Source organism: Nocardioides terrigena (assembly GCF_003047265.1).
Lineage (GTDB): Bacteria > Actinomycetota > Actinomycetes > Propionibacteriales > Nocardioidaceae > Nocardioides > Nocardioides terrigena.
Genome location: NZ_PZYY01000001.1, coordinates 86888 through 100407 on the forward strand (window position 1 = coordinate 86888; position 13520 = coordinate 100407).

General features: G+C 71.3%; 13 protein-coding genes. 5 read left to right on the forward strand and 8 right to left on the reverse strand.

The genetic code is table 11. The features are described from left to right. Positions 1–61: 61 nt before the first annotated feature. The 4 genes from DAE25_RS00400 to DAE25_RS00415 form a co-directional block, all read right to left on the reverse strand. Entirely contained in the window at positions 62–1366 is a 1305-nt protein-coding gene (locus DAE25_RS00400; protein ID WP_107764307.1) for a PD40 domain-containing protein, read from the reverse strand. Then, positions 1363–1869 carry a SigE family RNA polymerase sigma factor gene (locus DAE25_RS00405; RefSeq protein WP_107764308.1) on the reverse strand — a complete coding sequence of 169 codons (507 nt, stop codon included), beginning with the start codon at positions 1867–1869 and terminating at the stop codon, positions 1363–1365. The genes DAE25_RS00400 and DAE25_RS00405 overlap by 4 nt, the downstream gene beginning before the upstream one ends. Before the next feature lie 66 nt (positions 1870–1935). Beyond that, on the reverse strand, positions 1936–2961 hold the full coding sequence (locus DAE25_RS00410; RefSeq protein ID WP_234410753.1) for an aminotransferase class V-fold PLP-dependent enzyme: 1026 nt from the start codon (positions 2959–2961) through the stop codon (positions 1936–1938). Between the two features lie 16 nt (positions 2962–2977). Further along, positions 2978–3655, reverse strand: a complete 678-nt coding sequence (locus tag DAE25_RS00415) for a Crp/Fnr family transcriptional regulator (RefSeq protein WP_056888191.1) — start codon at positions 3653–3655, stop codon at positions 2978–2980. A 177-nt stretch (positions 3656–3832) separates the two neighbouring features. Between DAE25_RS00415 and nth the strand changes: the two genes are divergently transcribed. From nth to DAE25_RS00435, 4 genes are read left to right on the forward strand one after another with little or no spacing between them, the layout of a single operon-like run. After that, positions 3833–4561, forward strand: a complete 729-nt coding sequence (gene nth, locus DAE25_RS00420) for an endonuclease III (protein WP_107764310.1) — start codon at positions 3833–3835, stop codon at positions 4559–4561. Next, complete coding sequence (locus DAE25_RS00425) at positions 4558–5079, forward strand: TlpA family protein disulfide reductase (RefSeq protein ID WP_107764311.1); 522 nt, start codon at positions 4558–4560, stop codon at positions 5077–5079. Before nth ends, DAE25_RS00425 begins: the two co-directional genes overlap by 4 nt. Then, complete coding sequence (locus tag DAE25_RS00430) at positions 5076–5807, forward strand: NUDIX hydrolase (RefSeq protein ID WP_234410754.1); 732 nt, start codon at positions 5076–5078, stop codon at positions 5805–5807. The genes DAE25_RS00425 and DAE25_RS00430 overlap by 4 nt, the downstream gene beginning before the upstream one ends. 2 nt (positions 5808–5809) lie before the next feature. Beyond that, positions 5810–6988, forward strand: a complete 1179-nt coding sequence (locus DAE25_RS00435) for a MarP family serine protease (RefSeq protein ID WP_107764312.1) — start codon at positions 5810–5812, stop codon at positions 6986–6988. Positions 6989–6992: 4 nt separating this feature from the next. Here the strand turns inward: DAE25_RS00435 and DAE25_RS00440 are convergent, their stop codons facing one another. Beyond that, complete coding sequence (locus DAE25_RS00440; RefSeq protein ID WP_107764313.1) at positions 6993–7436, reverse strand: phage holin family protein; 444 nt, start codon at positions 7434–7436, stop codon at positions 6993–6995. 171 nt (positions 7437–7607) lie between these two features. Between DAE25_RS00440 and nhaA the strand changes: the two genes are divergently transcribed. After that, the gene (gene nhaA / locus DAE25_RS00445; RefSeq protein ID WP_107764314.1) at positions 7608–9008 is read left to right on the forward strand and encodes a Na+/H+ antiporter NhaA; all 1401 of its coding nucleotides are present in this window, start codon (positions 7608–7610) and stop codon (positions 9006–9008) included. 225 nt (positions 9009–9233) lie between these two features. Here nhaA and acs read toward each other — a convergent pair whose 3' ends face one another. The 3 genes from acs to DAE25_RS00460 form a co-directional block, all read right to left on the reverse strand. Next, positions 9234–11225 (reverse strand): acetate--CoA ligase, encoded by a 1992-nt coding sequence (gene acs / locus DAE25_RS00450; protein ID WP_107764315.1) that lies wholly within the window; start codon positions 11223–11225, stop codon positions 9234–9236. 175 nt (positions 11226–11400) lie between these two features. After that, complete coding sequence (locus DAE25_RS00455; protein WP_107764316.1) at positions 11401–13008, reverse strand: solute symporter family protein; 1608 nt, start codon at positions 13006–13008, stop codon at positions 11401–11403. After that, positions 13005–13373: a DUF485 domain-containing protein gene (locus tag DAE25_RS00460; RefSeq protein WP_199907378.1), complete on the reverse strand. Its 369-nt coding sequence runs from the start codon at positions 13371–13373 to the stop codon at positions 13005–13007. The genes DAE25_RS00455 and DAE25_RS00460 overlap by 4 nt, the downstream gene beginning before the upstream one ends. Positions 13374–13520: the final 147 nt, after the last annotated feature.

The following is a 13520-nucleotide window of genomic DNA, read 5'->3' on the forward strand; positions in this document are numbered from 1 at the left end:
AGAAGTGGTCGCCCGGGCCACCAGTCCCCATGACGTCCCGCGGCGGTGGCGGTGCGGCGGGTCAGATGAGGCGTCGGGTACGCCGCCTCAGCACGTACGCCGTCAGCAGCAGCGCCGCGAGGAGCACCCCACCGCCGACAAGGAGGCCCAGGCGCGTCTCGTCCGACATCGGCCAATCGGGCTCGCCGAAGTCGTGCGTCAGGGCCTGGGTCGACGACCCGTCCGGGTCGGGGAGCAGGTCCACGGCCACGGTGAGTGACGAGGCGGCCACCGGATCGACCGTGCCGATGCCCCTGCGCCAGGTGCTCGTCCCGTCGACCTCGGGGGTCGTGACCACGAGCTCGGAGGCGAGGTCCTCCTCGGACGTGACGAGCAGCAGCTGCAGCCTGTCGTCGAGCCAACCGACCGGTGTGCTGGTCGAGGCGTCGAAGGTGTCGGCCGGGAAGGCGTGGCGCCACTGCTTTCCGGTGGCGACCTGCACGGTCGACGACTCCTGCGCGGGGACGCGCGTCTCCAGGGCGAGCACGTCGCCGCTGGGTGAGAAGTGCCCGGGGAAGCCGTCGGTCCGGGGCAGCAGCCGCGGGTCACGTGTGTCGGCGTCCAGCAGCAGTCCGCCGGACTGCGTGCCGAGCGCAAGACTGCCGTCCTCGGCAACAGCGACGCCGACGAGACCGCGCTGACTGGGGGTCGCGGGCGTTTCGGTGAGCGTGTCGGCGACCTCGACGACTCCGAAGACTGCTCCTCCACCGGAACCTCGCGACCCCGCCAGATCACCCAGCCACGCAATCCGTGTGCCGTCCGGGGACCAGGAGGCCGCACTCGGGCGAAGCCCGGCGCCGAGGACGAGTCGAGTCGTCTGGACCTGTCCGGTTGCCGTCGTCAGGACGCTGAGTGCCGGATCGAGGGTCTGCCGGCCGGTGGCACTCAACCAGGCAAGCCGTTCGCCGGACGGCGAGACTGCGAGGACCGAGTCGTCCTGCCACCCCGGGAGGTCGAGCACGCGGTAGCGGCCGTCGGTGGCACCGACCACCACGGGCAGGTCGTTGCCAGAGACAAAGGCGACCGAGACCGGCCCGACCGCGAGGTCGGCGTCCGTCGGCTCGGTCACGTGGTCGGGGACGTCCTCGATCTGCCTCGGCACCGCCCCCTCCGGCACGACCTCGCCCGCAGGACCCACCAGGGCCGGTGGGCCGGTGACGAGCGTGGCCAGCCCGCCGACGAGGAGCACCATGACGAGCACCAGTCCGGCGCTGACCACCCGGTCGCGCCGGCGCAACCGTCGCCCGCGGTGCCAGAGGTCCGGGTGCGGGGTCGGCCGGGGGGCGTCGTGCGAGAGCTCCTCGAGGGCGTCGTGCAGCCGGCTCATGACTCCACCCCCACGACCTCGGCCAGCTCGGGAGCTAGCACGTGCAGCCGGCCCAACGCCTGCCGGGTCGACGACTTCACGGTGCCGACCGACACCCCGAGCACGGCGGCCGCCTGCACCTCGGTGAGGTCCTCGAAGTAGCGCAGCACCAGCACGGCGCGTTGCTTGGGCGTCAGCCGGGCGAGGGCCTCGGTCACGGACAGCCGCAGGTCGGAGTCCGCGGCCGGCTGCGCGGCGTCGTACCCGCTCAGCGTCGTGTCGGAGAAGCGGCGCTTGCGCCACAGCGAGATGTGCTGGTGGTGCATCGTGCGGCGGGCATAGGCCTCGGGGGAGGTCGAGATGCGCTCCCAGTGCCGCGCTACCTGCATGAGTGCGTGCTGCACGAGGTCCTCCGCGAGGTGGTGGTCGCCGGTGAGCAGCCAGGCGGTGCGCAGCAACGACCCGCTGCGTGCGGCGACGAACTCGTCGAACGCGGCACGGTCCCGGTCGTCCCTGCTCCTCATGGCCCCCCTTCATGCAGTACGACGCGCGCGTGCCGCCCCGCGGGGGTCACAGTCGCGAAGAAACTTTCAGGCGAGGGCGCGCAGCACGGCCTCGACGTCGGCGTCGGAGTTGTAGAGGTGGAAGGACAGCCGCAGCCGGGCGGCCCGGACGGCCGCCCGGATGCCGGCTGCGGCGAGTCGCTCGGGGACGTCGGGAGGACAGGGCGCCGACACGATCGCCGAGTCCCCGGACGGCAGGCCGAGGCCCTCGCGGAAGGCGTCGGCGAGGGCCAGGTCGTGGGCGTGGATGCGGTCGATCCCCACCTCGAGCAGGAGGTCGAGCGCCGGGGCGTGGCCGACCCAGCAGCCCCAGGCCGGCGAGAGGTCGAAGCGCCGGGCGTCCTCGGCCAGCCGCAGCGGCGGCCCGTAGATGGAGTCCCACCGCGAGCCGCCGGCGTACCAGCCCGCGGCCAGCGTGGGCACCGCGTCACGCAGGTCGGCCCCGACGGCGAAGAAGCAGGTGCCGCGCGGCCCGAGCAACCACTTGTAGCCGCCAGCCACGACGTAGTCGGCGACGAGGCCCTCGAGCGGGAGCCAGCCCGCGGCCTGGGTGACGTCGACGAGCGTGCGGGCGCCGTGCCGCGCGGCCGCCTCGGCGAGCCCGGCCAGGTCGAGGACGCGGCCGTCGGACGACTGCACGGCCGAGACGGCGACCAGGTCGACCTCGTCGGTGACCGCGTCGAGCAGTCCGTCGAGGGGCACGAGGCGTACGTCGAGACCCGGCGTGCGCAGGAAGGGGAACAGCACCGAGGTGAAGTCCTCCTCGGCGGCGAGCACGACCGACCCGGGCGGGAGGCCGGCGGCGACGAGCCCGACGAACTGGGAGGTCTGGCTGCCCGTCGCCACGTCGTCGGGGGACCGGCCGATCATCGCGGCGAACGCGGCGCGACCGCGCTCGACGTACGTGTCGACGGACACGGCGTCCACCTCGCCGGCGGCCCGGGCGTCCTCGAAGGCGCGCATCGCCTCGACGCTGCGCCGTGGCGCGAGCCCGAGCGTGGCCGAGTTGAGGAAGACCCCCGCAGGAGCGAACTCCCCGGGGGCCAGGCTCACGAGCGGTGGGATGTGACTACCGGGCGCGGCGCGAGAGGCGCTCGACGTCCATGATCACGACCGAGCGGGGCTCGAGCCGCAGCCAGCCGCGCGAGGCGAAGTCGGCCAGGGCCTTGTTGACCGTCTCGCGGGAGGCGCCGACCAGCTGGGCGAGCTCCTCCTGGGTGAGGTCGTGGTGCACGTGGACGCCGTCGTCGGCGGTGCGGCCGAAGCGGTCCGCGAGGTCGAGCAGCGCCTTGGCGACGCGGCCGGGCACGTCGGAGAACACGAGGTCGGCGACGACGTCGTTGGACTTGCGCAGGCGGGCGGCGAGCTGCGACAGCAGGCCGCGGGCCACGATCGGGCGACCGTCGAGCCAGCGCAGCAGGTCCTCGTGGGACAGCGAGGCGAAGGTCGCGTCGGTGACCGCGGTGACGGTGGCCGAGCGCGGGCCCGGGTCGAAGAGCGAGAGCTCGCCGAACATCTGGCCGGGGCCCATGATCGCGAGGAGGTTCTCCCGGCCGTCGGAGGACGATCGGCCGAGCTTCACCTTGCCGTCGAGGACGACGTAGAGCTTGTCGCCGGAGTCGCCCTCGTGGAAGAGCACGTCGCCGCGGCGCAGCTTGGTCTCGGCCATCGAGCCGCGCAGCGCGGTCGCCGCCTCGTCGTCGAGCGCGCTGAACAGCGGTGCCTGACGAAGTACGTCGTTGTCCACGAAGGTCCCTCCCGTGGTTACGGCCGCCCCGTGGGCCGCCCTGGTGATTGCGCCTGATCCTAGCCGTGGTCCGGATCACAGGTGGCACCCACGCCACGCGCTGGCGTGATCAACCCGTGATCTGCGCCTCCACCTCACCCGGGAGGGGGTGTCGGAGGTGGGCCGTAGGCTGTCCGCGTGCCTGCCCGCGCGTCGAACGCTGCCCCTGCTCCCCGGCCCGACACGGCCCTGGTGCGGCGCGCGCGCAGGGTCGACCGGGTCCTGGCCGAGACCTATCCCGACGCCCGGTGCGAGCTGGACTTCGACACCCCGTTCGAGCTGCTGGTCGTGACCGTGCTGAGCGCCCAGACGACCGACCGCCGGGTCAACGCCGTCCGGCCCACCCTGTTCGCCGCCTATCCCGACGCGACCGCGATGGCGGCGGCCCCGCGCGAGCACCTCGAGCAGATCGTCGGCCCGCTCGGCTTCTTCCGGGCCAAGACCGACGCGCTGCTCAAGCTCAGCCAGGCCCTCGTCGAGCGGTACGACGGGGAGGTGCCGGGTCGTCTCGACGACCTGGTGACCCTGCCGGGCGTGGGCCGCAAGACCGCCAACGTCGTGCTCGGCAACGCCTTCGACGTCCCCGGCATCACCGTCGACACCCACTTCGGCCGGCTCGTCCGTCGGTTCGGCTGGACCGAGGAGACCGACCCGGTCAAGGTCGAGCACGCTGTCGCGGCTCTCTTCCCCAAGCGCGACTGGACGATGCTCTCCCACCACGTCATCTGGCACGGCCGCCGTCGTTGCCACGCCAAGAAGCCGGCGTGCGGGGCCTGTCCGCTCGCCCGCCTCTGCCCGTCCTTCGGCACCGGGCCGATCGACGCCGACGAGGCCGAGAAGCTCGTCAAGACCCAGGGGCCTGCGTGACGCGCACACCCACCCGCACCGCCGCCGCTCTCGCAACAGTCCTGGCCCTGTCGCTGGGCGCCTGCTCGGCCGACGAGCCCGAGCGCCCCACGACGATGCCCGACGTCACCCTGGCCGGCTTCGACGGCGGCGAGGCCGTGGACCTCGGCGAGCTGCGGGGGCCGGCGCTGGTCAACCTGTGGGCGTCGTGGTGCGGTCCGTGCCGCGAGGAGATGCCCCTCCTGGAGGAGTTCCACCAGCAGCACGGCGACGAGGTGTCGGTGCTCGGCATCGACTACCAGGACGCCCAGCCCGCCAAGGCGGCCGAGCTGGTCGCCCAGACCGGCGTCACCTACCAGCTCGTGACCGACCCCGACGGTGAGGTCAGCGGGCAGGGCGCGTTCCCCAACCTGCGCGGGCTGCCCTTCTGGGCGCTGGTGGACGCCGACGGCACGGTCACCCACCTCAAGGCCGGCGAGGTCGACTCGGTGGACGAGATCGTGGCCCTGGCCGAGCAGCACCTCGGGGTGACCCTGTGAGTGGTGTGGACGCGATGGTCGGACGCGACGACCTCCCCGGCTGGCTGCGCCCCGTGGTCGACGCGTGTGCCGAGATCACGGTCCACGAGCTGACCCGCTTCATGCCGCCCGAGGGCAACGACGCCCGCCGCGGGGCGGTCCTGATGCTCTTCGCCGACACCGACGCCGACGGCGAGGGCGAGATCCTGCTGACCGAGCGCGCCCACCACATGCGCTCGCACCCGGGCCAGGTGTCCTTCCCCGGTGGCACCATCGACCCGGGGGAGACCCCGATCGAGGCCGCGTTGCGCGAGGCCGAGGAGGAGATCGCCCTCGACCCCACGTCCATCGAGGTCTTCGGCGAGCTGCCCGAGCTGTGGTTGCCGCCGAGCAACTTCGCGGTCACCCCGGTCCTCGGCTGGTGGCGGGAGAGGGGCGAGGTGGGCATCGCGAGCCCCGACGAGGTCCACGAGATCCACCACGTGCCGATCAGCGAGCTGCTCGATCCCACCCACCGCATCACCGTCCGCCACCCCAGCGGCTGGCTCGGCCCGGGTTTCCTCATCGGAGCCGACCGCGACGTCATCCTGTGGGGCTTCACCGCCGGGATCATCGCCCGGCTCTTCGACTTCCTCGACTGGACGACGCCCTGGGACGCGGAGCGGGTGCGTGACCTCCCGGCGTACATGTTGCAGGGTGATCCCACGCCGGGCCAGGACATCCGGGCCAACACCAGGCTCGGGGAGTGAGCATGAACGTCCTCGACTGGTGCCTCGTCGCACTGGTGGGCATCTACGCCCTCTCCGGCTACTGGCAGGGCTTCGTCACCGGGGCGTTCGCGACCGCCGGGCTGCTGCTCGGTGGCCTGTTCGGCGTGTGGCTCGCCCCGATCGCGCTCGGTGACGCCGACCCGTCCCTGTGGGTCTCGCTGGGGGCGCTGTTCATCGTCATCCTGGCGGCCTCGCTGGGGCAGGCGCTCTTCCAGTACGTCGGCGCGCGGATCCGGGCACGGATCCGCTGGCAGCCGATCCGTGCGGTCGACGCGGTCGGCGGTGCCGCCCTGAGCGCCGTCGCGGTCCTCATCGTCGCCTGGGCGCTGGGCGTCGCTGTGTCGGGCTCCCGGATCGGGGCCATCACCCCCACCGTGCGCGACTCGACGGTGCTCGCGAAGGTCGACTCCATGCTGCCCGGCCAGGCGACCGGGGTGCTCCAGGCCTTCAACAACGTGGTGGGCACGACGTTCTTCCCGCGCTACCTCGAGCCCTTCGCCCCCGAGCGGATCGTGGAGGTCAAGGCCGGCCCCCAGCGGCTGCTCACCGATCCCGACGTGGTCGACGCGCAGAGCAGCGTGCTGAAGGTCCGCGGCACCAACGCCTGCGGCAGCGGCCTCGAGGGCACCGGCTTCCTCTACTCCGACGGCCGCCTGATGACCAACGCCCACGTCGTCGCCGGCGTGCGCCAGCCCGAGGTCGAGCTCGGCGACGGCACCAGCGTCACCGCGACCGTCGTGCACTACGACCCCGACATCGACGTGGCCGTCCTGGCCCTCGACGACGGCGACCTGCCGACCCTGGTCTTCGACCGCGAGGCCGGCCCGCAGGACGGCGTGGCCATCGTGGGCTACCCGCAGGACGGCCCGTACGACGTCCAGGCCGGCCGGATCCGCTCCGTGCAACGGCTGCGCTCGCCCGACATCTACGGCGACGGCACCGTCATCCGCGAGGTGTTCTCGTTGCGCGGGCTCGTCCGGGCCGGCAACTCCGGCGGCCCGATCATCTCCTCGGGCGGTGACGTCGTGGGCCTGGTGTTCGCCGCGTCGGTCACCGACCGCGACACGGGCTACGCACTGACGGCCGACCAGGTCGCCGAGTCCGCGGCGCGGGGGCTCACGGCCCAGGAGGCCGTGGGCACCGGGGCCTGCACGACCTGAGCGGTCAGGCCTTCGGGCGGGGCTTGGCCAGCGTGTCGACCGGGCCGGCGTCCGTCCTGCCCTTGAGGGCGGCCGGGATCTGCTGGCCCTGGTTGATCGCGCGCTCGGGGGCCTTGACCTGCTTGACCTGCCGTAGGCCGATGTAGGCGAGCAGGGCGGCGATCAGCACGTAGACGCCGAAGACGATGAGGAAGCACCACGCCAGGTCGAGCCCGGTCATGTTGATGAAGTAGGCGATCGCGACCGACAACATGATGATCGCCAGCACGCCGATGAAGGCGGCGCCGGCGAACAGGCCGATGCCGGTGCCACCGTGCTTGAAGCTGACCTTGAGCTCGGACTTGGCCAGCTCGATCTCCTTGGAGATCAGCGTGGAGATGTCGCGGCTGGCGTCGACGACGAGGCCGCCGATCGTGGGATCGGTGTCCTTGACCGGGGTGGTGGCCATGTGTGGTCCTTCGCAGAGTACGACGCGGATCTGACGCTCGTGACCCTATACGAGGGCGTCCGTCGCCTCCCGCCCCGATAGGATCGTGCGTGGTGTGCCGGGAAGTCTGGTCGGCCCGTGGCCCAGCAGGCCGCGGAGTGACCTGACAGCGACCCCGAAAGCGTGTGCCGCATGCCGAGCGACATCCCCCGCAAGCCCGATGCAGACCGGGACACCTCCGACGTCTCCGAGGACGAGGTCTGGGCGACCGGCCCGTCGTACCTCGCGAGCAACAAGCCGCTGGCCCGCCTCGTCGCCCGTCCGGTGCGGGAGTTCCTGCGCATCGAGGCGTCGGGCTCGATCCTGCTGCTCCTCGCCGCCGCGGCGGCCCTGATCTGGGCCAACAGCCCGTGGGCGTCGTCGTACGACGCGTTCTGGCACACCGTCGTCGGCATCGACCTCGGCGGCTTCCGGATCGAGGAGACCCTCCAGCACTGGGTCAACGACGCCCTGATGGTCATCTTCTTCTTCGTGGTCGGGCTCGAGATCAAGTACGAGCTCGTCACCGGCGGCCTGCGCGACCCCAAGACGGCGGCGCTGCCCATCGTGGCCGCGATCGGCGGCATGCTCGTCCCGGCCGGCCTCTACCTGCTCATCGCGGGCGGCGGCGCCGGCCGTGACGGCTGGGGCATCCCGATGGCCACCGACATCGCCTTCGCCGTCGGCGTGCTCGGCCTGCTCGGTCGGCGGATCCCGTCGGCGGCCCGGCTTTTCCTGCTGACGCTGGCGATCGTCGACGACATCGGCGCGATCATCGTGATCGCCGCGTTCTACACCGACGACCTGCACCTGGAGTGGCTCGCGCTCGCGCTGGTCCTGCTGGGCGTGATGATCGCGCTGCGGATGCTGCGCGTGTGGTCGCTGTGGGTGTACGCCGTGCTGGGCTTCTTCGTGTGGTTCGCGATGCTGGAGTCGGGCGTCCACGCCACGCTGGCCGGCGTGGCCATCGGCCTGATCACCCCGGCGACGTCCCTGCTGCGCGAGGACGTCGCCCGCTCCTACGCCCAGCGCGCGCTCCGGGACCGGCACCTCGACCCGGAGGAGCTGAGCCGGTTGCGCTTCCTGCTCAACGAGTCGGTGCCGGTGGTGGAGCGGCTCCAGACCTCGCTGCACCCGTTGTCGTCGTACGTCGTGCTGCCGATCTTCGCGCTGGCCAACGCCGGGGTGGCGCTCGGGGGTGGTGCGCTCGGTGACGCGCTGACCTCGGCGGTCGGGCTCGGCATCATGGTCGGCCTCGTGGTGGGCAAGCCGCTGGGCATCCTGGTGGCCTGCCTCATCGCCGTACGCCTCGGGCTCGGACGGCTGCCGGACCACACCACGTGGCCCATGGTGATCGGGCTCGGCTCGGTCGCCGGCATCGGCTTCACCGTCTCGATCTTCATCGCCGGCCTGTCGTTCCCCGGCTCCGACGTGCTGACCAGCGAGGCCAAGGTCGGGATCCTGGTCGCCTCGCTCGTGGCCGCGGTGATCGGCACGGTCCTGCTGCTCGCCGCGACCCGGGGGCACGAGCCGGAGCCGCTGGACGCCGACTGAGGCCACTGTCGGGGTCCCTGCTGGGGTAGTACCGGACCTTTGGGTGGCCACGATCGGCGTGTCGCCACCCGAAGGTCCGGTACTACCCCAGCAAGACGGATCGAGGCGCAGGCCCCTCGCCGGGGTAGTCCGTGACGAAGGGACCCCAGATTTCGAGGATCTGGGGTCCGTCCGTCACGGACTACCCCGCGTGGTCCCCAACTACCCAGCGGAGAGTCAGGCGGATCAGTCGTCCGCGGACGCGCCTTCCTTGCCCTTGATGAGCTCCATCACCGTGGAGTCGGCGAGCGTCGTCACGTCGCCCACCTCGCGGTGCTCGGCGACGTCCTTGAGGAGGCGGCGCATGATCTTGCCCGAGCGGGTCTTGGGCAGCTCGGGGACGATCATGATCTGGCGCGGCTTGGCGATCGCGCCGATCTCCTTCTGCACGTGCTTGCGCAGCTCCTCGATGAGGTCGTCGGGGGCGGCGCCGTCGTCGTCGAGCGCCGACTCGCGCAGGATCACGAACGCGCACACCGCCTGGCCGGTCATCTCGTCGGCCGCACCGACGACTGCCGCCTCGGCGACCTTCGGGTGCGACACGAGCGCCGACTCGATCTCGGTGGTCGAGAGCCGGTGGCCCGAGACGTTCATGACGTCGTCGACGCGGCCGAGCAGCCAGATGTCCCCGTCGTCGTCCTTCTTGGCGCCGTCGCCGGCGAAGTACAGGCCCTCCCAGCGCGACCAGTAGGTGTCCTTGAAGCGCTGGTCGTCGCCCCACAGGGTCCGCAGCATCGCGGGCCACGGCTCCTTGATGACGAGGTAACCGCCGGAGCCGTCGGGCACCGACTCGGCCTCGTCGTTGACGACGTCGACCGAGATGCCGGGCAGCGCTCGCATCGCCGAGCCGGGCTTGCCCGCGGTGACACCGGGCAGCGGGCTGATCATGATCTGGCCGGTCTCGGTCTGCCACCAGGTGTCGACGATCGGCGTCCTGTCGGCCCCGATGTGCTTGCGGTACCAGATGTAGGCCTCGGGGTTGATGGACTCACCGACCGAGCCGAGCAGGCGGATCGAGGACAGGTCGTGCTTGGCGGGGATGTCGTCGCCCCACTTCATGAAGGTCCTGATCGCGGTGGGCGCGGTGTAGAAGATCGTCACGCCGTACTTCTCGATGATCTCCCACCAGCGGCCCTTGTGCGGGGAGTCCGGGGTGCCCTCGTACATCACCTGCGTGGCGCCGTTGGCGAGCGGTCCGTAGACCATGTAGCTGTGGCCGGTCACCCAGCCGACGTCGGCGGTGCACCAGTAGACGTCCGTCTCCGGCTTGAGGTCGAAGACCGACCAGTGCGTGTACGACGTCCCGGTGAGGTAGCCGCCCGTCGTGTGCAGGATGCCCTTGGGCTTGCCCGTCGTGCCGGACGTGTACATCACGTAGAGCGGGTGCTCGCTGTCGTGCATCTCGGGCTCGTGGTCGGGGGAGGCGCCGTCGACGACGTCGTGCCACCACACGTCGCGGCTCTCGTCCCAGTCGACGTCCTGGCCCGTACGTCGCACCACGACGACCGAGCGCACCTCCTGGCCCTGCTCCGCGGCCTTGGTGACGGCCTCGTCCACGGCCGGCTTGAGGGCGCTCGGGGCGCCCCGGCGGTAGCCGCCGTCGGAGGTGATGATGACCTCGGCCTGGCAGTCGGCGACCCGGGTGGCCAGCGCGTCGGCGGAGAAGCCGCCGAAGACGACCGTGTGCGGGGCGCCGAGGCGGGCGCAGGCCAGCATCGCTATCGCGACCTCGGGGATCATCGGCATGTAGATCGCGACCCGGTCGCCCTTCTTCACGCCGAGCTCGGTGAGGGCATTGGCGGCACGGGAGACCTGGTCCTTGAGGTCGGCGTACGTCAGGTCCCGGGTGTCGTCCTCCGGCTCGCCCACCCAGTGGATGGCGACCTTGTCGCCGCGACCGGCGTCGACGTGCCGGTCGACGCAGTTGACGGCGGCGTTGATGGTGCCGCCGACGAACCACTTCGCGAAGGGGGCGTTGGACCAGTCGAGGACCTGGTCCCACTTCTGGCCCCAGTCGAGGCGCTCAGCCGCCTCGGCCCAGAAGGCCTCGCGGTCGGACGAGGCGCGGTCGTAGGCCTCCTCCTTCACGTTGGCGTCGGCCGCGAGGTCGGCCGGGGGCTCGAAGCGGCGGTCTTCGGTGGCGAGGTTGGCGAGGGCGTCGGACTTCTGCTCGGTCATCGTGGCTCCGTCTTGTCGGATCGGTGGTGTCGAGGTGCGGCGGCGACGTGCGCCGCCGGACGGCCGGTCCCGAACCTACTCGGCGGAGGTCGGCCGGTCGATGGTCCGACGCCCGGGCCGGCCCTGCGCTGGGTGCAGCGCTGGTGTGGGCCGGTCCGGGCGTCGGGTGGGTCGATCAGTGGTGCACGGCACCCTCGGCGCCGGCGCCGGTGAGGGCGCGGACCTCGAGCTCGGTGAAGCGGTCCTCCGCACTCGGCTCGCGGGCCGAGATGGTGCCGATGTAGCCGAGCAGGAAGCCCAGCGGGATCGACACGATGCCCGGGTTGTTGAGCGGGAAGATCGCCCAGTCGGAGTCCGGGAACATCGAGGTGGGTGCTCCCGACATGACCGGGGAGAGCAGCACCAGGCCCACGGCGGAGATGAGGCCGCCGTAGATGCTCCACGTGGCGCCGCGGGTGTTGAAGCGCCGCCAGAACATGTTGTAGATGATCGCCGGCAGGTTGGCCGACGCCGCCACCGCGAAGGCCAGGGCCACGAGGAAGGCGATGTTGAGCCGCTGGGCCGGGATCGACAGCACGATGGCCACCGCCCCGATCCCGAAGGCCGCGATGCGGGCGACCCGGACCTCGTCCTGCTCGCTGACCGGCTTGTCCTTCTTGATGACTCCCTTGTAGAGGTCGTGCGCCACCGAGGAGGACGACGCGAGCGTCAGGCCGGCCACCACGGCGAGGATGGTGGCGAAGGCCACCGCCGCGATGAGGGCGAGGAGCACGGCGCCACCGGTGGAGCCTTCTCCGCCACCGACGGCCTCGGCCAGCAGCGGCGAGGCGAGGTTCTGGTTGCCACCGGTCGCGGGGTCGAGCACGTCACGGTCGAGCAGGGCCGCGGCACCGAAGCCGAGGACCAGCGTCATCAGGTAGAACGCACCGATCAGGCCGATCGCCCACAGCACCGACTTGCGCGCGTCGCGCGCCGTCGGGACGGTGTAGAAGCGGATCAGGATGTGCGGCAGGCCGGCGGTGCCCAGGACGAGGGCCAGGCCGAGCGACAGGAAGTCGATCTGCGAGGTCAGCGTGCTGCCGTACTGCAGGCCGGGCTGGAGGAACGCGTCTCCCTGGCCGGAGTTCTCGGCGGCGGCGCCGAGCAGCGAGGAGAGGTTGAAGTTGAACTCCGCGAGCACCAGCACCACGATCAGCGCCGAGCCGATCATGAGCAGCACGGCCTTGGTGATCTGGACGTACGTCGTGCCCTTCATGCCGCCGACGACGACGTAGAAGATCATGAGCACGCCGACGCCGATGATGGTGATGTTCTTGATCGCCTGGCTGTCGACGCCCAGCAGCAGCGCCACCAGGGTGCCGGCGCCGACCATCTGGGCCAGCAGGTAGAAGATCGAGACCACGACCGTGGAGATCGAGGCCGCGGTGCGCACCTTGCGCTGGTTCATCCGGAAGGCCAGCTGGTCGGCCATCGTGTAGCGCCCGGCGTTGCGCAGCATCTCGGCGACGAGGAGCAGCGCCACCAGCCACGCGACGAGGAAGCCGATGGAGTAGAGGAAGCCGTCGTAGCCGTAGATCGCGATCGCCCCGGAAATGCCCAGGAAGGACGCGGCCGACATGTAGTCGCCGCCGATGGCGAGGCCGTTCTGGAAGCCGGAGAAGGACCGGCCACCCGAGTAGAAGTCGGCGGCGGTCTTGGTCTGGCGGCTCGCCCAGAACGTGATGCCGATCGTCAGGGCGACGACCGACAGGAACAGGAAGGTGGTCAGGAACTGGTCGCTCATGCCTGGCCTCGCTTCGCGTCGGTGCCGGCCTGGTCGCGGTAGGCCTGCTCGAGGTTGCGGGCCAGCGGGTCGAGCTTGGCGTTGGAGAAGCGGCTGTACAGCCACGCCAGCCCGAAGGTGGTCACGAACTGCAGCAGCCCGAAGATCAGGGCCACGTTGATGTTGCCGACGACCTTGATGGCCATGAAGTCGCCCGCCCAGTTCGACATGCAGACGTACAGCAGGTACCAGGCGAGGAACGCCGCCGTGGCGGGGAAGACGAAGCCGCGGTAGCGGCGGCGGAGCTCGGTGAACTCGGACGACTCGTGCAGTCGGTCGTAGACCGGGTCGTGGCGCGCGGCCTGTTCGTGGGTCTCGGATGTCACGGTGATTCCTTCCACGCGGGGGTCACCGATGTGTGACCGCCGTCACCGTCGCACCGTCGCGGCGTACCGGGGGAGGGGGTCGCGGCCGTACGTCGGCGGGCGGGGTCCGCGCGTCGCTGAGCGGTCGGATGCGTACGACGAGCGGTC